At 74.1% G+C, this 19,457-nt stretch carries 15 protein-coding genes; 6 read left to right on the forward strand and 9 right to left on the reverse strand.

Features of this window, described 5'->3' with window-relative positions; translation table 11 throughout:
* Nucleotides 1-1,771 precede the first annotated feature (1,771 nt).
* The 5 genes from ACFZBX_RS07345 (at nt 1,772) to ACFZBX_RS07365 (ending at nt 7,787) form a co-directional block, all read left to right on the forward strand.
* The gene (locus ACFZBX_RS07345) at nt 1,772-3,658 is read left to right on the forward strand and encodes a hypothetical protein (protein ID WP_391531970.1); all 1,887 of its coding nucleotides are present in this window, start codon (nt 1,772-1,774) and stop codon (nt 3,656-3,658) included.
* Between the two features lie 318 nt (nt 3,659-3,976).
* Nucleotides 3,977-5,077, forward strand: coding sequence for a serine hydrolase domain-containing protein (locus ACFZBX_RS07350; protein ID WP_391531971.1), 1,101 nt, complete (start codon nt 3,977-3,979; stop codon nt 5,075-5,077).
* Nucleotides 5,078-5,181: 104 nt separating this feature from the next.
* On the forward strand, nt 5,182-6,345 hold the full coding sequence (locus ACFZBX_RS07355) for a serine hydrolase domain-containing protein (protein WP_391531972.1): 1,164 nt from the start codon (nt 5,182-5,184) through the stop codon (nt 6,343-6,345).
* A 381-nt stretch (nt 6,346-6,726) separates the two neighbouring features.
* Entirely contained in the window at nt 6,727-7,608 is an 882-nt protein-coding gene (locus tag ACFZBX_RS07360) for a Scr1 family TA system antitoxin-like transcriptional regulator (protein ID WP_391531973.1), read from the forward strand.
* Nucleotides 7,605-7,787 (forward strand): DUF397 domain-containing protein, encoded by a 183-nt coding sequence (locus ACFZBX_RS07365; RefSeq protein WP_391531974.1) that lies wholly within the window; start codon nt 7,605-7,607, stop codon nt 7,785-7,787. The genes ACFZBX_RS07360 and ACFZBX_RS07365 overlap by 4 nt, the downstream gene beginning before the upstream one ends.
* A gap of 50 nt (nt 7,788-7,837) precedes the next feature.
* Here ACFZBX_RS07365 and fabG read toward each other — a convergent pair whose 3' ends face one another.
* From fabG to ACFZBX_RS07380, 3 genes are all read right to left on the reverse strand, one after another.
* Nucleotides 7,838-8,596 carry a 3-oxoacyl-ACP reductase FabG gene (gene fabG, locus ACFZBX_RS07370; protein WP_391531975.1) on the reverse strand — a complete coding sequence of 253 codons (759 nt, stop codon included), beginning with the start codon at nt 8,594-8,596 and terminating at the stop codon, nt 7,838-7,840.
* A gap of 110 nt (nt 8,597-8,706) precedes the next feature.
* On the reverse strand, nt 8,707-9,894 hold the full coding sequence (locus tag ACFZBX_RS07375; protein WP_391531976.1) for a thiolase family protein: 1,188 nt from the start codon (nt 9,892-9,894) through the stop codon (nt 8,707-8,709).
* A gap of 29 nt (nt 9,895-9,923) precedes the next feature.
* Nucleotides 9,924-11,072, reverse strand: a complete 1,149-nt coding sequence (locus ACFZBX_RS07380) for an acyl-CoA dehydrogenase family protein (RefSeq protein WP_391531977.1) — start codon at nt 11,070-11,072, stop codon at nt 9,924-9,926.
* Between the two features lie 127 nt (nt 11,073-11,199).
* Here ACFZBX_RS07380 and ACFZBX_RS07385 point away from each other — a divergent pair, with 127 nt between their 5' ends.
* The gene (locus ACFZBX_RS07385; RefSeq protein WP_391531978.1) at nt 11,200-11,895 is read left to right on the forward strand and encodes a TetR/AcrR family transcriptional regulator; all 696 of its coding nucleotides are present in this window, start codon (nt 11,200-11,202) and stop codon (nt 11,893-11,895) included.
* Here the strand turns inward: ACFZBX_RS07385 and ACFZBX_RS07390 are convergent.
* The 6 genes from ACFZBX_RS07390 to egtA form a co-directional block, all read right to left on the reverse strand.
* Nucleotides 11,838-13,070, reverse strand: a complete 1,233-nt coding sequence (locus ACFZBX_RS07390; protein ID WP_391531979.1) for a nitric oxide synthase oxygenase — start codon at nt 13,068-13,070, stop codon at nt 11,838-11,840. The genes ACFZBX_RS07385 and ACFZBX_RS07390 overlap by 58 nt on opposite strands.
* Nucleotides 13,071-13,186: 116 nt before the next feature.
* Nucleotides 13,187-14,623, reverse strand: coding sequence for a sugar porter family MFS transporter (locus ACFZBX_RS07395; RefSeq protein ID WP_391531980.1), 1,437 nt, complete (start codon nt 14,621-14,623; stop codon nt 13,187-13,189).
* A gap of 118 nt (nt 14,624-14,741) precedes the next feature.
* Nucleotides 14,742-15,737, reverse strand: a complete 996-nt coding sequence (gene egtD / locus ACFZBX_RS07400; RefSeq protein WP_391531981.1) for an L-histidine N(alpha)-methyltransferase — start codon at nt 15,735-15,737, stop codon at nt 14,742-14,744.
* Between the two features lie 80 nt (nt 15,738-15,817).
* Nucleotides 15,818-16,555, reverse strand: coding sequence for an ergothioneine biosynthesis protein EgtC (egtC, locus tag ACFZBX_RS07405; RefSeq protein WP_391531982.1), 738 nt, complete (start codon nt 16,553-16,555; stop codon nt 15,818-15,820).
* On the reverse strand, nt 16,555-17,991 hold the full coding sequence (egtB, locus tag ACFZBX_RS07410) for an ergothioneine biosynthesis protein EgtB (RefSeq protein WP_391531983.1): 1,437 nt from the start codon (nt 17,989-17,991) through the stop codon (nt 16,555-16,557). The genes egtC and egtB overlap by 1 nt, the downstream gene beginning before the upstream one ends.
* Nucleotides 17,988-19,352: an ergothioneine biosynthesis glutamate--cysteine ligase EgtA gene (gene egtA / locus ACFZBX_RS07415; RefSeq protein ID WP_391531984.1), complete on the reverse strand. Its 1,365-nt coding sequence runs from the start codon at nt 19,350-19,352 to the stop codon at nt 17,988-17,990. The genes egtB and egtA overlap by 4 nt, the downstream gene beginning before the upstream one ends.
* Between the last annotated feature and the right edge of the window lie 105 nt (nt 19,353-19,457).

A 19,457-nucleotide genomic window follows, 5' to 3' on the forward strand; every position in this document is an offset into this window, starting at 1 on the left:
CGGACTTCCGATGGCCTTCTCCGGGTGGCGCCCGCCCCCTCCGCTTCCCGCAGGAACCGCGACCCGAACCTAGCCCCAGCCCGGCCAGTGAAGGAGGAAGTCGGCCTGATCGACTTCCTGCTCCGCCAGCCCACGTGACGGCCCGGCCGACATCCCACCTCGTCGCTCCTGCAGCCGCCCTGACGCCGCCCCGCTCGCCCCACGGCCCGGATCAGCAGGTCGGCCCGGTCGGCTTCCGGTTCCGCCCTCTCCTTCGCCGTCGCCAGGCTTCGGCCGGACCGGCGGGCGGCGTGGCTTCCTCGCCTGCCCGGCCCTGCTCGGCCTGGCCTGGCCTGGCCCTGCTCGGCTCGGCTCTGCTCGGCCTGGCCTGGCCTGGCCCGCCCGGCCCCGGCCCGGCTCGGCTCTGCCCGGCCGAGGCCGCTCTGCCCGGCCGAGGCCGCCCTGCCCGGCCTGGGCCGCCCGGCCTCGGCCTCGGGCCGATCCGCCCTGCCCCCATCCGCCTCGGCTCGGCCCGATCCGCCTTGGCCCGCGTGGCCTCGCCTGAGTCCTGACCCCGCTTGGCCTGGTCTCGACTCGCGCGGCCTCGCCGGCCAGGCTCGGCGCGGCCCGGGTCTGTCGGGGTGTTGGGTTGGAGTGGGAAGTCGATGTGGCCGGCTTTCCACTTCGCAGGCTCACAGGCGTATTCCCTCCGGCCTGGCCTGGTCTGCGCGGCCCCGGTGCCGCTGCGCCCGGCCCTGCCCTGCCTGGCCTGGCCCGCCCGGCCTCGGTCTCGGGCCGATCCGCCCCGCCCCCGTGCGCCCTGGCTCGGCCCGGTCTCGCCTGGCCTGCCCTCGGGCTGTGCTGCCGCGACCCGCCCGGCCTCGGTCTCGGGCCGATCCGCCCTGCCCCCATCCGCCTCGGCTCGGCCTGGTCCGCCTTGGCCCGCGTGGCCTCGCCTGAGTCCTGACCCCGCTTGGCCTGGTCTCGACTCGCGCGGCCTCGCCGGCCAGGCTCGGCGCGGCCCGGGTCTGTCGGGGTGTTGGGTTGGAGTGGGAAGTCGGTGTGGCTGGCTTTCCACTTCGCAGGCTCACAGGCGTCTTCCCTCCGGCCTGGCCTGGTCTGCGCGGCCCCGGTGTCGCTGCGCCCGGCCCTGCCCTGCCTGGCCTGGCCCGCCCGGCCTCGGTCTCGGGCCGATCCGCCCCGCCCCCGTCCGCCCTGGCTCGGCCCGGTCTCGCCTGGCCTGCCCTCGGGCTGCCCTGCCGCGACCCGCCCGGCTTGGCCCCGCCCTCGGCCCGCCCGGCCTGGCTCGGCCTGGTCCGCCTTGGCTCGCGTGGCCTTGCCCGGGTCCTGGCCCCGCCTGGCCTGGCCTCGGCCCGGCCGGGGCTGGGACGGGCCTGTCGGGGCGTTGGGTTGGAGTGGGAAGTCGGTTCGGCCGACTTCCCACTCCGCAGGCCCACAGGCGCCTTCCCTCCGGCCTGGCCTGGCTTCCGGCTCGGCCCGGCGGGGGCTGGGACGGGTCTGTCGGGGCGTTGGGTTGGAGTGGGAAGTCGGTGTGGCCGACTTCCCACTCCGTCGGAGGGTTGTGGGCCTGCCCGGTCGGGCTGTCTGTTGGGGCTGTGTTCCGGGCGGTTGACGGGGTGGCGGGCCAGGGTGGGCCGGGGGAGTGAGACCCGGCCTGGATCGGGTGTGGCGGGATCTCGTAGGGTGGCGAACACCGGTGTGGTGACAGGCACCACGCGGGGTTCGAGGCAGCAGACGCCGCTGGGCGGCGGGGCGGGGCGGTGACCTGGAGATGGCGGAGACGAAGGTGGTCCCCGGAGGTCCCGAACCCGTACCGGACGCGGGTCCCCGGGACGCCCACGAGGAGCACCCGCCCGGCCCGGCCGCCCTGTACGAGCCGCCCGCCCCCGGGCCGGTGCCCGGGCCGCCCGCGCCGTCCACCGGATGGACCGTCACCGGCATGCCCGCGATGGGCGGTCCGCCCGCCGGACCGGCCGTCCTCCCGCCGCCGCCGTTCACCGCTCCCGGAGCCGCTCCCGGGGCCACCCCCGCACACGGCCTGCCCGGCATCGGCGGCCTGGGTGGCGGGCCGCGCGGGCGGATCCTGGTGGTCGAGGGCGGCTACGGCACCTCCGGCCGCCGCACCTGGGGCCGAGGCGGACCGGCGCAGGCGCCGGTGCTGTCCGCGATGCTCGCCGCCGTCTCCCCGCAGGTGCTGCTCGCCGCCGACGCCGTCGACGCCGTCCACCTGCCCGGCGCCAGCGATCCGCACACCGTCCTCGCCCACCTGCGCGCCGCCGCCCGTCACCCCGGACCGCTGCTCGTCCACCTCGGCGGCCATCTGCTCGCCGACAAGCGCGGCGGCCAACTCCACCTCACCCTGCGGGACTCCAAGCCCGGCAGCATCCGTCAGGACGGCCTCGCCTGGCAGGCGATCGCCGGTGAACTGCGGCACCGTCCGGCGGACTGGCAGACCCTGGTGATCGCCGACCTGAGCGCCGACCAGAACGCCTGGCCGCTGCTCCAGGGCACCGCCTCGCCGCTCGGCGAAGGCCTGCCGCTGTGGGCGGCGATCAGCCCGGACCCGGAGCAGATCGGCACCTTCACCCGGGCGCTGATCGAGGCCCTGCACGGCGGCCGCCCGGGCGCCGAGGCGGTTCTGGCCCCCGAACAGCTGCGCCAGCAGGTGTACTCGGTGCTCCGCCCCGACGTGATCGTGCTCAGCACGCACGCGCCGGACCGGCCGGTGTTCCGCAACACCGCCCGGCGCGGGGACGGCCCGTTCGCCGACGCCGTCCCGTACGAGGGGCCGAGCCCGGCCGCCGTGCTGCCCCGCCCTGCCCCCGCCCAGGACGACACCGCCTGGCCGGAGGACCGGCCGTGGAGCGAGCCGCCGCGCGACGCGGTCCCGCAGGACGCGGTGCCGACGGACGCCGTGCCGCAGCCCCGCCCGGCCGTCACCCTGGACAAGCCCGCCGCCGCGGCGCAGCCCTCGGACGGCCCGGTGAGCCTGCGCAAGCCCGGAGTACCGCCCACCCCGCCGCTCCCGCCGCGCCCGGTCGACCTGCGGAAGCCCGACGCGTGGCAGCCGCCGGCCCCAGAGCCGGCCCCAGAGCCGGTCGTCGAGCCGACGCCCGTCGAGCCGGCGCCCGCCGAGGCGGTTCAGCAGGCCGAACCGGCTGAACCGGCCGCCCCTGCCCCCGCCGCGGAGGCCGCCCCGGAAGCCGCCGAGCCCCGCGCCGACTACCGCGAGGTGATCGGCCGGATCGTCCGCAGCGCCGACGCGGGCGACCACGCCGCCGCCATCGACCTGGCCTTCGCCCTCGAACTGGAGGCGATCGCCGAGCACGGCCCGGTCTCCGCCCCGGTGCTCCAGGTCCGTCAGGTCCGCGCGCACGTCTCACGCCTCGCCGGGCGGACCGCCGAGGCGGCGGACATCTACCGCGAGGTCGCCCTCTCCCTGCTCCGCACCCAGGGCGCCGAGCACCCGGAGACCCAGCACGCGGCGACCAACGCCGAGGCCTGCTGGCGGGCGATCCGGGACCGTGCCGAGGCCCTCCGGATCGCCCCGGAGATCATCGAACTGCGCGCCCACCTCCCGGGCCCGGACGGCCGCAAACTCCGCGCCGCCGAACGCCACCTCGCGGCCCTCGCCGGCCCCCGTCCCGACTCCGCCTGAGCCGGCACCGGGCACGGGCGTACGTCCACGGTCGCGAACGCCGTGGCGCGCCCCCTCCTCGTCGGCCGATGCGCGGTGGGAGCGGAGAGGGCCGTACGGCCCCTGGGAGTACGGTCCCGCGCCCGGCCCCGACCTGGAGCACGTTCCCGGGTGCGGTTTCGTCCTCTGCGCGGACGGATTGACGGTTCGTCGGATGATCCTCTTGGAGGGCGCCGAGAAGAGCTCCGGCGCCCTACCCAGGGGGGCTTTCCCGTGAACGAAAACGCATCGCAGCACCACCGTCCGAACCGCCTCCGCGGTCGTCGGCGCGGGGCGGCGGTGACCGTGACCGCCGTGGCCGCCGCCGTGGTGGCCGGCATCCTGGCACCGGCCACCACGGCCTCCGCCGGACCGCGGCCGGACGTCGTGCAGCAGCGCCTGAACGCCCTGGTCCAGAAGGACGGTGCACCCGGCGCCCTCGCCGCCGTCAAGGGCCGGGACGGCCGTACCCGCACCTACACCGCCGGTGTCGGCGACGCGGCCACCAGGGCCAAGGTCCCGGTCGACGGACAGGTGCGGATCGGCAGCAACACCAAGGTGTTCACCGCCGTCGTCGTCCTGCAGCTGGTCGCCGAGGGCAAGGTCGGCCTGGACGCGAGCGTCGAGACCTACCTGCCCGGCCTGGTTCGCGGCGAGGGCTTCGACGGCCGGAACATCACGGTCCGCCAGCTGCTCCAGCACACCAGCGGCCTGCCCGAGTACGTGGACAAGGAGAGCGTCCTCGGCAACCCCAAGCGGTACTTCGAGCCGCGCGAACTCCTCGACGCCGCCCTGGCCCAGAAGGCCCACTTCGCGCCCGGTACCAAGTGGGAGTACAACAACACCAACTACCTGCTGGCGGGCATGATCATCCAGAAGGTCACCGGCCGTCCGATCGGCGAGGAGATCACCAAGCGCGTCATCGACCGGATCGGCCTGCGCCACACCTACTTCCCCGTCCCCGGGGACATGACGATCCACGAGGCCCACCCCAAGGGCTACCAGCGTGCCGAGGACGGGTCGCTGCGCGACTACACCGAGCTGGACCCCTCCTGGGGCTGGGCGGCCGGCGCGATGGTCTCGACCAACACCGATCAAACCCGGTTCTACGGCGCGCTGCTCGGCGGCCGTCTGCTGCCCGCGGCCCAGCTCGCCGAGATGCGCACCACCGTCCCCGCCGAGGAGCTCGGCGCCGGGGTCGGCTACGGCCTCGGCCTGATCAGCCGCCCGCTCTCCTGCGGCGGGCTCTCCTGGGGGCACGGCGGGGCGATCCCGGGCTACGAGACCTTCGGCGGCACCACCGACGACGGCCGCTCCGCGAGCGTCGCCGTGACCACGATCGCGGGCGGCGACCTCGGTAAGCACGCGGACCAGGCAGTGGACGAGGCGCTCTGCCGCTGATCGTCCCCCGGGTGGCCGGCGCCGGCCCTCGGCGCCGGCCACCCGGCCGCACCGCCTCGCACCCCGCCCTTTCCTCTTCTCTTCTTCCCAGCAGTGGAGTCCCGATGAACGAACACACCCTGCGGCGCACGGCGCGCCGCCTCCGCCTGGTGCGGCACGCCACGACGGTCACGGCCGCCGCCGGGCTCGCGCTGACGGCGTTCGCCCCGACCGCGGCCACCGCCGCACCGCGGCCGGACGTCGTGCAGCAGCGCCTCGACGCGCTGGTGAAGGAGGACGGGATGCCCGCCGCCCTCGCCACCGTCAAGGGACGCGACGGCCGCAGCCGTACCTACACCGCCGGTGTCGGCGACCTGGCCACCGGGGCCGGGGTCCCGGTCGACGGGCAGATCCGGGCCGGCAGCAACACCAAGGCGTTCACCGCCGTCGTCGTCCTGCAACTGGTCGCCGAGGGCAAGGTCGGCCTGGACGCGAGCGTCGACACCTACCTGCCGGGTCTCCTGCGCGGCGACGGCATCGACGGCCGGACCATCACGGTCCGCCAACTGCTCCAGCACACCAGCGGCCTGCCCGAGTACATGGACGCCCCCGGGCTGACCGACTTCGCCCCCATCCAGTACCGCTACTTCGAGCCGCGCGAACTCCTCGACGGGGCACTGGCCCAGAAGGCGCTGTTCGCCGCCGGGACCGACTGGATGTACAGCAACACCAACTACCTGGTGGCCGGCCTGCTGATCCAGAAGGTCACCGGCCGCCCCTTCGGTGAGGAGCTCACCAAGCGCGTCATCGACCGGATCGGCCTGCGCCACACCTACGTCCCGACCACCGGGGAGACCGCCCTCCGCGAGCCCCACCCGCACGGCTACCTGACCACCGGCCCGGGCGTGCCGCTGATCGACTACACCGCGATGGACTCGTCCATGGCCTGGGCCGCGGGGGCGGTCGTGTCCACCAACACCGACCTCAACACCTTCTACGGCGCGCTCCTGGCGGGTCGTCTGCTGCCCGCCGCCCAGCTCGCCGAGATGCGCACCACCGTCCCGACCGAGCTCCTGGGCCCCGGCGTCCGCTACGGCCTGGGGATCCAGAGCAGGCCACTGACCTGCGGCGGCCTCGTCTGGGGCCACGGCGGCACCGCCCCGGGCCACCGGAGCCGGGGTGGTGTCACGGAGGACGGTCGCGCCGTCAGCATCACCGTCACCACCATCCCGGACGCAACCACCGCCAAGCGCATGACCGACGCGGTCGACGCGGCCCTCTGCCGCTGACTCCCGCCCGGACCCGCCTCCTCCTGAGCCGGAGCGCGGGGGTGCACGCCGGGCGTGGGGTGGTGAGTGGGGGGTGCGAATCGGACTTCCGCCCCGGTGTGCGCCTGGGGGCGGAAGTGCGAGTGCGACGGGAACCGGGTGGAGTGGAACGCCTTCAGCGAAGGGGAGTTGAGCGCCCGGGTGGTGACCGCTGCCCGGGGGCCCGGTGGCCGGTAGACGCGCCTGGTGTGAACGGCGGGGCGCTGGGGTGTCGAGGGGAGTTTCGGACTTTACGAGGAACGGCCTATTTCCCGGGCTTACGCTGACGAAGCATCCGGTGGGCACGGTGGGTGCCCATCCGTGTGCGGACAGTTCCGTGAGTGGAGAACAGGGGAGGCCGTTGTGGCTGAGGTTCGGGGCGGTGTCGAGAGTGGCGACGTGCGGCCGGAGTTGGACGAGGACCTGGCGGAGTTCTCGGACTTCCTGCGGGCGGTCGGCCGGCAGATCAAGCTGCTGCGCGAGCGGGCGGGGCTGACGCAGAAGGAGTTCGCCAAGGAGGTCGGCTACACCGAGAGTCTGATCGGGGCGGTGGAGCAGGGGAAGCGGACGCCGCAGCGGGAGCTGCTGGAGGCGGCCGAGAGGATTTTGGACGCCGGAGGGCTGCTGCTCGTCGTCGCGCAGGACATCGAGCGGGCGAAGGCCAGGGCGCGCGTGCGGCACCCCGAGTGGTTCCGGAACTACGCCAGCCTGGAGACCTCGGCCATCGAACACCATGACTGGAGTTCCTACCTTGCGCCGGGGTTGCTTCAGACGGAGGACTACGCCCGGGCGGTGTTTCGGATGAGGCAGCCGATGCTGGCGGAGGAGATGGTCGAGATCCGGGTGACGGCCCGGATGGCGCGACAGGAGATCCTTGCCCGGTGGCCCCGAGCGGTCTTCAGCTGGGTGATCGACGAGAGTGTCCTGCACCGGCGGCTCGGCGGGCCCGAGGTGCACAGGAGGCAGCTCGAACGGTTCCTGGAGATCGGGGACACCCGTGGCATGACGCTTCAGGTGATGCCGATGGACCGAGCTGAGAACGCCGGTATGGATGGTTCGTTCATTCTGATCACGCCCAAGGGACGTCCGCAGACCGGCTACATGGAGGTCCAGATGAACGGTAGGCTCATTACGGATGCGGAGGAAGTTCGCCTCCTGAATGTGCGGTACGGCAACCTCAGGGCGCAGGCGCACTCTCCGCAAGAATCCCTGTCCTTGATCGAGAAGATGCTGGGGGAGCGATGAGCGGCGATCTGGTGTGGTTCAAGAGCAGCTACAGCGGCGGCGAGGGCGGCGCTTGCGTCGAGGTCGCCGAGACCACCGAATCCGTACTGGTGCGTGATTCCAAGGACAAGTTCGGTCCCCAGCTCGCCTTTTCCTCGGCTGCTTGGCAGTCCTTCGTCGAGTTCGCCCAGTCGGTCTGACGGAGCGCGCAGCAGGCCGTCCGCCCTTTGGCGGACGGCCTGCTGTGGTTTCAGCGAGCGCCGCCGTTGACGTACAGGGTCTGGCCGCTGACGTACGACGCGTCCTCGCTCGCCAGGAAGGCGACCACCGAGGCGATCTCCTCCGGCTGGCCGACCCGCCGTAGCGGTGTGCGGGCGGCCACCTCGGTTTGGTGGTCCTCGGTGGTGGCGCCGACGCGGGCGGCCGTGGCGGCGGTCATCGCGGTGGCGATGTAGCCGGGGGCCACCGCGTTCACATTGATGTTGAACGGGCCGAGTTCGATGGCGAGGGTCGCCGTCAGGCCCTGGATGCCGGCCTTGGCGGCGGCGTAGTTCGCCTGGCCCCGGTTGCCGAGGGCCGAGCGCGAGCTGAGCGAGACGATCTTGCCCCACTTCTGCGCGACCATGTACTTCTGCGCCACGTGGCTGCAGTTGTAGGCGCTGGTCAGATTGACCGTCAGCACCGCGTCCCAGTCGGCCTTGGGCATCTTGAAGAACAGGTTGTCCCGGGTGATCCCGGCGTTGTTGACCAGGATGTGCAGGCCCCCGAAGTCCTCGGCGATCCGGGCGAACACCTCCTCCACGGCGTCGTAGTCGGCCACGTCGCAGCCGTAGGCCCGCGCCGTGCCGCCCTTGGCGGTGATCTCCCCGGCCGTCCCGGCGGCCCGCTCGGCCGTGAGGTCGACCACGGCCACCGCCGCGCCCTCCTCGGCCAGCCGCCGCGCGGTCGCCGCGCCGATGCCCTGCGCGCCGCCGGTGACGACGGCGACCCTGCCTGCGAAACGAGTCATGGTGCTGCTCCTCCGGTGGAAGTCCGGCTGACAGATGACAGAATCTGTTATCTGAAATCTGTCAGCTGTCATCTGTTATCTGAAATCTGTCAGTTGTCAGTTGTCAGCCCTCAGGCGGACTCCACCAGCACCGCCGTCCCCTGCCCGACGCCCACGCACATGGTGGCCAGGCCCCGGCGGCCGCCGGTGCGGCGCATGCGGTGCAGCAGGGTGGTGAGGATCCGGGCGCCGGAGCCGCCGAGCGGGTGGCCGAGCGCGATCGCGCCTCCGGTGGGGTTGACCAGCTCCGGGTCGATCCCCAACTGGTCCACGGAAGCCAGCACTTGGGCGGCGAAGGCCTCGTTCAGCTCGGCCTCCTCGACCTCCCCCAGCGCCCACCCGGCCCGGGCGAGCGCCTTGCGGGTGGCCGGAACGGGGCCGATGCCCATCACGTCCGGGTGCACACCCGCCGAGGCACCGGCCACGTAGCGGCCGAGCGGCTCCAGGCCGAACTCGTTCAGCGCCTCCTCACTGACCAGCACCAGCCCGGCCGCGCCGTCGTTCATCGGCGAGGCGTTGCCCGCCGTCACCGTGCCGCCGGGGCGGAAGGCGGGCTTGAGGCGGGCCAGCTTCTCCAGGCTGGTGTCCTCGCGGATCGACTCGTCCGCCTCGACGCTCACCCCGTCGGCCCGCTCGACCGGGATCAGCTCGGCGTCGAAGTGGCCGTCCTTGCGGGCGGCGGCGGCCCGCTGGTGGCTGCGCAGCGCGAAGGCGTCCTGCCGCTCCCGGGTGACCCCGTACCGGGCGGCCACCTCCTCGGCGGTCTCGCCCATGGAGAGCACGCCGTGCAGTTCGGCCATCCGCGGGTGGGTGAGCCGCCAGCCGAGCCGGGTGTCGTAGGTCTCGATCCGGTGCGGCAGCGCCTCGTCGGGGCGGGGGAGGACGAAGGGGGCGCGGGTCATCGACTCGCAGCCGCCCGCCACCACGACGTCCGCCTCGCCGGAGCCGATCGCCCGGGCGGCCATGGTGACCGCCTCCAGGCCGGAGGCGCAGAGCCGGTTGACGGTGGCGCCGGGGACGCTGTCGGGCAGTCCGGCGAGCAGGACGGCCATCCGGGCGGCGTTGCGGTTGTCCTCGCCGGCCTGGTTGGCGGCGCCCCAGTAAACGTCGTCGATCCGGGCCGGGTCGAGGGCGGGCAGGTCGGCGAGCAGGGCGCGCAGCACGGTGGCCGAGAGGTCGTCCGGGCGGACCGTGGCGAGGGCTCCGCGCAGCCGGCCGATGGGTGTGCGGCGGGCGGCGGCGAAGTAGACAGGACGCACGACGTCGGGCTCCTTGTCGAAGAGGGGGTTCAGAAGGCGTTGACGCCGGTGAGCGCGCGCCCGATGAGCAGTTGGTGGATCTGGCTGGTGCCCTCGTAGAGGGTCATCACCCGCGCGTCGCGCAGGTACTTGCCGACGGGGTACTCGTCGATGAAGCCGTAGCCGCCGAACACCTGGAGGGCGTTGTTGGCGGCCCGCACCGCCGCCTCACTGGCGAACAGCTTGGCGACGGAGGACTCGGTGGCGAACGGCAGGCCGCGGTCGATGTGGTCGGCGACCTTCCAGGTGAGCAGCCGGGCCGCCTCGACGTCCACGGCGATGCCGGCGAGCAGTTGCTGCACCAGTTGGTGGGAGGCGATCGGCGCGCCGAACTGCTCGCGCTCGCCGGCGTAGCGGACGGCGGCGTCCAGGCAGGCCCGGGCGATGCCGACGCAGCCGGCGGCGACCGACATCCGGCCCTTGGCGAGCGCCGCCATGGCGACGGTGAAGCCCTTGCCGACCTCGCCGAGCCGGGCGCTGTCGGGCACCCGGACGGCGTCGAGGGCGAGTTCGGCGGTGGCCTGGCCGCGCAGGCCGAGCTTGCCGTGGATCTCGGTACGGGTGAAGCCGGGCAGGCCGGTGGGCACCAGGAAGGCGGTGATGCCCCGGTGACCGGGCCCGCCGGTGCGGGCGAAGAGCAGCGCGACGTCGGCCCAGGTGCCGTTGGTGATGAAGGTCTTGCCGCCGCTGATCAGCCAGTCGTCGCCGTCGCGCACGGCCCGGGTGGTGAGACTGGCGGCGTCGGAGCCGGTGCCCGGTTCGGTGAGGGCGAAGCAGCCGAGCGCCTCACCGGAGGTGAGCCGGGGCAGCCAGCGCCGCTTCTGCTCCTCGGTGCCGAAGGCGTTGACGGACTTGGCGACCAGGCCGAGCGAGACCGAGACGATGCCGCGCACGGCGGAGTCGCCGCGGCCCAGTTCCTCCAGGACCAGGCAGTAGGCGAGGTGGTCGCCGCCGCTGCCGCCGTACTCCTCGGGGACGGTCAGGCCGAGGAAGCCGAGTTCGCCCAGCCTGCCGACGATCGCGCGGTCGACGGACTCGGCGCGGTCCCAGGCGGCGGCGTGCGGCACGATCTCGCGGTCGGTGAAGGAGGCCGCGAGTGCGCGGACGGCGGCCTGTTCCTCGGAGAGTTCCAGGTCCATCGGGCGCCCCCAGTTAAACTAGCGCTGCAAGTTTTACGAGGGGACTGTAGCTCCGGCCGGCCGCGCTGGGAAGGGGCACCTGCCAGAATCGGTCCCCACCCCCACCCGACCGGAGGAGCCGCGCCCGATGCCCCGCCCGCGCACCCCCCTGCTCAACCGCGAGCGCATCGTCGCCGCCGCGCTGCGCCTGGTCGACGAGGAGGGGCTGGCCGCGCTCTCCACCCGCCGGCTGGCCGCCGAGCTGTCGGTCAGCGGGCCGTCCCTCTACAACCACTTCGCCACCAAGGACGAGCTTCTGGACGCGGTGGTGGACGGCGTGATGGGCGAGGTCGACCTGTCGATGTTCGCCGCCGGCACGCCCTGGCCGCGGGCGCTGCGCGACTGGGCCCGCTCCTACCGCGCCGCGCTCGCCGCCCATCCGAACATCGTCCCGGTGCTCGCCCAGGGCCCCGGGCGCCGGCCGAACGCGCTGCGGCTGGCCGACGCCGTCTTCGGCCACCTGGTCCAGGCCGGCTGGCCGCGCGGGCAGGCGACCAGGATCGGCGCGCTGATGCGCTACTTCGTCACCGGCTCGGCGCTGGCCTCCTTCGCGTCTGGCTTCCCGGAGGACGCCGGGGTGTACGACGCGGCCGACTACCCGCACCTCGGCGAGGCGCACCTGCTGGCCGAGCACCGGACGGCCGTCGACGAGGGCGCCTTCGAGACCGGTCTTGAGGCGCTGCTCGACGGACTGGCGCTGCGCTTCGAACGGATCGCGGAACGCGGTCACCAGGGCTCGCGGGCCACGAACGCCGGGCGCAGCGCGGGGTCCACCGGGTCGTAGTACCGGTGGTAGACGGGGGTCAGCCCGCCCGAGACCGGCGGCACGATCCAGCTCCAGTCGGCGGGCGTCGGCCGGCCGGCCCGCTGCTCCTGGGCGATGTGCCGCAGGAACCGCTCGGACTCGGTGTGGTGGTCGGCCATGGTCACCCCGGCCTCCTCGAAGGAGTGCAGCACCGCGACGTTCAGCTCCACCAGCGCCCGGTCCCGCCAGAGCGTGCGCTCGCTGGAGGTGTCCAGGCCGAGCCGGTCGGCGACGGTGGCCAGCATGTCGTAGCGGTCGGCGTCGGCCAGGTTGCGGGCGCCGATCTCGGTGCCCATGTACCAGCCGTTGAACGGCGCGGTGGGGTAGCGCACACCGCCGATCTCCAGCGTCATGTCGCTGATCGCCGGGACGGCGTACCAGCGCAGGCCCAGTTCGGCGAACCACGGGTGGCCGGGGTGGGAGAGCGGGACCTCCAGCGTGGTGTCCTCGGGCAGCTCGTACCAGTACGGCCGCTCGCCGGGCCGTTCCTGGATCAGCAGCGGCAGGACCTCGAAGCGTTCCTCGCCGCTCTTCCAACCGAGGTCACGGGCCCGGGCGGCGAGCTGTCCGCCGGCCGGGTCGCCGGTCCACCGGCCGTCGGGGCCGGGGTGGCCGGCGTAGCGGACGAGTTGCTGGTTGAGGATCCGGGCGGCCGGACGGCCGGGCCGGTCGGGGGCGAACACCGAGATCACCGGGCGGATCCGGCCGCCGTTGGTGGCGGTGCGCAGGTGGGTGAAGCACTCGGTGGCGATGTCGTCGGCCGAGGAGAGGTGGCGCAGGTCGCGCACCACCAGGCTGCGCCAGTACAGCCGGCCGATGCAGCGGGCGGCGTTGCGCCAGGCGAGCTTGGCGCCGTAGGCGAGTTCGCCTGGGGTGTGCCGGTAGCCGCCGGTGCGGTCGATCTCGTCGAGGACGGCGCGGATCCGGGCGTCGGGGTCGCCGGCGGCGGGCTGCTCGGCGTGGAAGCGCCGGATGAAGTCGGCGGCCTGCCGGGGGTCGGTGAAGTGGGCCCGGCCCACGGCGGACGGGTCGGCGGCGGGCTCCGGGGGATCCTCCGGGACCAGGTGGCCGTGGACGTGGCCGTGCGAGTAGGGGCAGGTGGCGGCGGGCCTGCGGGTGCCGCGGGTGCGAAGCCGGTCGAAGATCAAGGACATCCCTCCTGCCGGAAAGGGATACCGGAGGTGTGCGCGGCACCGCAGAGAGTGAACGATTCGGCCCCCGCTCCCGGCGTCTTCGCGCTAGGGTGCGGGGGCCGACAGGCACTCCTGGCCTATCCCATGTCCTCCAGGCGGACGCCCTTGGTCTCCTTGAGGAAGCGCGCCACGAAGACGATGGACAGCGCCGCGAACACCGCGTACGCGAGGTAGGTGGCGGAGAGGTTCCAGCGGGAGAGGGCGGGGAAGGAGACGGTGATCGCCCAGTTGGCGATCCACTGCGCGGAGGCGGCCAGCGAGAGCGCGGCGGCGCGGATCCGGTTGGGGAACATCTCGCCGAGCATCACCCAGACCACCACGCCCCAGGAGAGCGCGAAGAACAGCACGAAGGCGTTGGCGGCGATCAGCGCCACGGTGCCCTGGAGGTCGGGGAGGACGACGTCGTCGCCGCTGCCGGTGGCGGAGGAGAACGCCCAGGCGCAGGCGCCGAGCGCGACGGCCATGCCGGCCGAGCCGATCAGCGCGAGCGGCTTGCGGCCGATCCGGTCGACCAGCAGGATCGCGATCACGGTGCCGAGGATGTTGATGACCGAGCCGATGAAGCTGATCAGCAGCGAGTTGGACTGGTCGATGCCCACCGACTGCCAGAGGATCGACGAGTAGTAGAAGATCACATTGATGCCGACCAGCTGCTGGAAGACCGACAGGCCGATACCGGCCCAGACGATCGGCAGCAGGGCGAAGCGTCCGCCGAGCAGGTCGCGGAAGCGCGGACGGTGGTCGGAGTCGATCAGGCCCCGGATCTCGGCGATCCGGGCGTCGGTGTCGACGGCCTCGCCCTCGACGGCGGCCAGGACGGTGCGGGCCTCCTCCAGGCGGCCGGCCGAGATGAGGAAGCGCGGCGACTCGGGGATGGCCGAGGCGAGCACGAAGTAGACCGCGGCCGGCACCACGCAGATGCCGAGCATCCACTGCCAGGCCTCCAGACCGAGCAGGTGGCCGCGGGTCTCGCCCCCGGCGGCGTTCGCCAGCAGCCAGTTGACCAGCTGCGAGATCGCGATGCCGAGCACGATGGCGGCCTGCTGGAAGGAGGCCAGCCGGCCGCGGTACCTGGCCGGGGCGACCTCGGCGATGTAGGTCGGGGCGATCACCGAGGCGATGCCGATGGCCGCTCCGCCGAGGACCCGCCACAGGGCGAGGTCCCAGGCGGAGAACGGCAGCATCGAGCCGACCGCGCTCACCGCGAAGAGCAGCGCGCCGGCCTTCATCACGGTGATCCGGCCGTAGCGGTCGGCGAACCGGCCGGCCAGTGCGGCGCCGACCGCCGAGCCCAGCAGCGCGGAGGAGACGATCAGACCGGTCACGCCGTCGCCGACGCCGAACTTCTCCTGGATGCCGGAGACCGCGCCGTTGATCACGGAGCTGTCGTAGCCGAACAGGAACCCTCCGAGGGCCGCGGCGGCGGTGATGAAGACGACGAAGCCGAGCCGGCCGGACGGTGCCGGCCCGGTCCCCGCCCCCGAGGGCCCCGCGGACTGCTGGGTGACGCTCACGATCTTGACTCCTGGTACTCAACGCTGAGTGCGGTAGCCGTGATCGTAACCCCTCAATGTTCAAGTGTTGTAAGCCGGATGGCCCTATCCGGGTTCGCCTATTTAGTAAAGTGAACGATCAAATGGCATCCCCGGCCGACGGGCCGACCGGCTGGGACAGCGAGAGCCCGAACCGCCCCTCCTCGTCCGTCCACCAGGCCGCGAGCCCCAGGCCGGCCGCCGCCAGCTCCTCGGCGACCCGCTCGCGGCGGAACTTCGCCGACACCTCGGTGCGCAGCTCCTCGCCCTCGGCGAAGTGCACCGGGAGGTCCAGCGCCGGGATCTTCACGGTCTGCGTGACCAGCGAGCGCAGCCGCATCTCGATCCACTCCTGCCCGGCGTCCCAGAGCGCGACGTGCGCGAACGCGTCCGGGTCGAAGTCGGCGCCCAGCTCGCGGTTCAGCACGTTGAGCACGTTCCGGTTGAACTCCGCGGTCACCCCGGCCGCGTCGTCGTAGGCGGCGACCAGCACCGCCGGGTCCTTCACCAGGTCGGTGCCGAGCAGTAGGAAGTCACCCGGGTCGAGCGCCTCGCGCAGTCCGCGCAGGAAGCCGGCCCGCTCGGCCGGCAGCAGGTTGCCGAGGGTGCCGCCGAGGAAGGCGACCAGGCGCGGGCCGCCGGCCGGCGGCAGGTCGAGCCGGGCGGTGAAGTCGGCCAGCAGACCGTGCACCGCGAGGCCCGGGTACTCGGCGGCGAGCGCCTCGCCGGCCGCGGTCAGCGCGCTCTCGCTGACGTCCACCGGCACGTACGCCTCCAGCGTGCCGAGGCCGCGCAGCGCGTCCAGCAGCAGCCGGGTCTTTTCGGAGGAGCCGGAGCCCAGCTCCACCAGGGTGCGGGCCCGGGTGGCGGCGGCGATCGCGCCGGCCCGGGCGGTGAGGATCGCCCGCTCGGCACGGGTCGGGTAGTACTCCGGCAGCTTGGTGATCTCCTCGAACAGCTCGCTGCCCCGCGCGTCGTAGAACCACTTGGGCGGCAGCGTCTTGGGCTGGGCGGTCAGGCCCGTCTCGACGTCGTGCCGCAGCGTGGTGCTGAAGTGGTCGGCGGGCAGCAGCCGGGTGAGATCGAAGGTGCTCATGACAGGTGGGTCCTCTGTTCAGGAAGTGAAGAGATGTGAACCGGCAGCGGGCCTCGGGCCGCGCCGCGGGGACGCCGCGTTCAGAGCGGCTTGACGGTCACCCCGTCCGGTCCGGCCAGCAGCAGCGACCGGTCCGGCACGACCGTCCAGCCGGGGTGGTCGTCGGAGGGCTCGGAGGCGACCAGGACGCCGAGGCCGGGCACCGTGCGGTGGTGCAGGGTGTCGCCCCAGGCGGTGGCGGCGATCTCCCGGCCGTCGGTGAGCAGCAGGTTGATCCGCCCGGTGGTGTGCGCGGCCGTCTCCGCGACGGTGCCGGCCAGCGCCTCGCCCATCCCGGCGCCCGCGCGCAGCCGGTGCAGCGTGAGCGCCCACAGCAGCGCCGAGTCGGTGCGCGCCACCAGGTCGAGCAGCTCCCGCGGCGGCAGCAGCGCGGCCAGCGCGCCGGTGCGCTCCGGCCAGCCGGCCAGCGCCCCGTTGTGGCTGAACAGCCAGCGCCCGGCGGCGAACGGCGCGGCCGCCTCCTCGCCCGCCGCGCAGCCCTCGGTGGCCGAGCGGACCGCCGCCAGCAGCGCCCGGGTGCGCAGGACCCGGGCGAGGTCGGCGAACGAGGCGTCCGCCCAGACCGGCCCGGCCCGCCGGTAGCGGGCCGGCACCTCGTCGCCGTCCGCGTACCAGCCGAGGCCGAAGCCGTCCGCGTTGACCGTGCCGTACTGCTGCAGGCGCGGCGCCCAGGACTGCCGGTAGAGCCCGAACGGCGGCTCCACCAGCAGCGCCCGGGGCGCCACCGGCTCGCCCAGGTAGGCGAGGTGGCGGCACATCAGCCGGCCTCCGCGGCGGACCGGAACCCGGAGCCGTCGCCCGGCCCGGAGCCCTCGCCGGGCCCGCCGCCGTCGACGTCGGCCGCGGTGCGGAACCCGGCGAAGATCTGCCGGCGCACCGGGTAGTCCCAGTTGCGGAAGGTGCCCCGGCAGGCGACCGGCGCCACCGCGAAGCAGCCGCCGCGCAGCACCTTGTGCTCCGGGCCGAAGAACACCTCCGAGTACTCCCGGTACGGCCAGGCCCGGAAACCCGGGTAGGGCCGGAAGTCACTGGCCGTCCACTCCCAGACGTCGCCCATCAACTGCCGTGCCCCGTACGGGGACTGGCCGTCGGGGTAGCTGCCGGCCGGGGCCGGGCGCAGATGCCGCTGGCCGAGGTTGGCGTGCCGGGGGCCGGGCGCGCCGTCGCCCCACGGGTAGCGCCGCGAGCGGCCGGTGGCCGGGTCGTGCCGGGCGGCCTTCTCCCACTCGGCCTCGGTCGGCAGCCGGCGCCCGGCCCAGCGGGCGTAGGCGTCGGCCTCGTACCAGCTGACGTGCAGCACCGGCTCGGCCGGCGGCACGGGCTCCAGCACGCCGAACCGCCGGCGCAGCCACTGGCCGTCCTCGCGGTGCCAGAACAGCGGCGCGCTCAGCCCGGCGCTCCGCCGGTGCGCCCAGCCCTCGGGCGTCCACCAGTGCGGCTCGTCGTAGCCGCCGTCGGCGATGAAGCGCAGGTAGGCGGCGTTGGTGACCGGGGTGGTGTCCAGCCGGAACGCGGGCAGCTCGACCCGGTGGGCGGGGCGCTCGTTGTCCAGCGCCCACGGCTCGGTGTCGGTGCCCATGGTGAACGGGCCGGCCGGTATCAGCACCTCGGCGGGCAGCGCGGCGGCGTCCGCCGGGGCGGGCGGCGGCGGGGGAGCGGCCAGCGCCGGCTCGCCCTTGCGCAGCTGATGGGTGATCAGCATCGTCTCGTCGTGCTGCTGCTCGTGCTGGGCGATCATGCCGAAGGCGAACCCGGCGGCCAGCAGCGGCGCGCCCTCCAGGGGGCTGGCGGCGAGCAGGTCGAGCACCCGGCCGCGGACCTCGCCCGCGTACGCCCGGGCCTCGGCGGGCGGCAGCAGCGGCAGGCTCGGCCGCTCGGCGCGCGGGTGCTCGAAGGCGTCGTAGAGCGGGTCGATCTCCGGGTGCATCGGGTCGCGGCCGCCGACGTTGCGCAGCAGCCAGAGCTCCTCCTGGTTGCCGATGTGCGCGAGGTCCCAGACCAGCGGGGACATCAGCGGGGAGTGCTGGGTGGTGAGGTCGTGGTCCTCGACGCAGTCGGTGAGCGCGGCGGTGCGGGCGCGGGCGGCCAGCAGCTCGACGGCGATCGTCTCGCGCAGCGCCTCCGGCGTCGGCATCTCCGGCGCCGGAACCTCCGACGGGGGAGTGGTCCCGGCCTCGCGGGCGTCGTCGATCATGGTGCGGCCTCCTCCGGGGGAGTGCGTCGGGCGCCGGAGCGCAGGGCGTCCAACTGGTCGTCGGCCGGGCAGCGCCCGCGCGCGGGGTAGCGCTCGGCGAAGGCGGCGACGGAGGCGCGCAGCCGCTCGGTGCCCGGGAGGCGGCCCAGCGCGGCGTCGGCGGCGGCGAAGCAGGCGAGGGCGGCGCGGCGCAGTTCGGGGTCGGCCGTGGCCAGGGCGGCGGCCCGGCGCCAGACGTCGCTGCGCGGCGGGCGGGCGCTCTCGCCGGGCGGCTTCGGCGGCTCCAGCGGCTCCAGGGCGGCGAGCGCGGCGTCCGCGGCGAGCGGGTCGTCGAGCAGCGCGGTGACCAGGGCGGTCGGCACGATCCAGCCGTCGCCCGGCTGGGCGTCGATCATCCGCAGTTCGAGGTGGCCGTGCGGGCGCACCGGCGGGAACAGCGTGGTGCGGTGGTAGTCGAGGTCGGCCAGCGTGGGCGGGCGCTCGCCGCCGCCGCGCAGCCAGTCGCCGAAGGTCAGTCCGGCCGGGGCGGTCCACGGCAGGCCGTCGTGCCGGCGCACGCAGAGCACCTCGGCGTCCAGCACGTAGTCGGCCCAGGACTCGCGGGGGTCGCCGTGGTCGGGCGCGGGGGCGAGCGTGCGGGTGGGGTCCATCCGGGACCAGACGGTCTGCCGGGTGGACCGGTGACCGGTCGGACGGCCGTCCAGCAGTGGGGAGTTGGCGAAGGCGGCGACCAGCACCGGGCCGAGCCGGTGGGCGAGCAGCCAGCGGCGGTCCAGGGCGTGCGGGCCGTCCTCGGCCCCGGCGTCCAGGCAGACCTGGAGCGAGGCGGTGCCCGTCATCATGATCTTTCCCCAGGGGCCCGCGGCGTCGAAGTGGCGCTCCATCGCGAGGTAGCGGGGGTGGTCCAGCACCATCGTGCGGGGGCGGGCCAGCGGGTCGGTGCCGGTACCGGTGAGGCGCAGGCCCTGGGCGGCGAAGGCGGCCCGCAGGGCTCCGAGGTCGCGCCGGGTGTCGGAGATACAGCCGGTGAGGCTGTCGGCGGGCGGGGAGCTGAGCTCGACCTGACCGCCGGGTTCGAGGGTGAGGCGGGATCCGGAGGGGAGCGAGGTCCCGTCGGGGCCGCCGAGCGGTAGTGCGTCCAGTGCGGCGTGCAGCCGTTCCGGGGGGACCGGTTGATCGGGACATCGGTCGTCGTGGACGAACGACTCGACCTCGACGCCGACCAGCCGGGGTGGTCCGATCTTGAAGCAGACGCCCGCCATGTGGCTGCGCGCGGCCGATTCGGTGAGCGGGCTCACCGCGTCGGCGTGCGGTTGCCCGCTCTGCCGGTCGGTCGGGTTGGGCGGTCGAAGCGGTATCACCGGACTCACCATCCTCGGGGCACGGGTGCGGCCCGGACTACCCTGCCCAGTCTGCCCCGGACCATGCGGGGGCGCCGCGCAAACATCTGGTGAAGGCCCGTCGTC

It is taken from the genome of Kitasatospora sp. NPDC008115, from assembly GCF_042957205.1.
In the GTDB taxonomy this organism is placed as follows: Bacteria; Actinomycetota; Actinomycetes; order Streptomycetales; family Streptomycetaceae; genus Kitasatospora.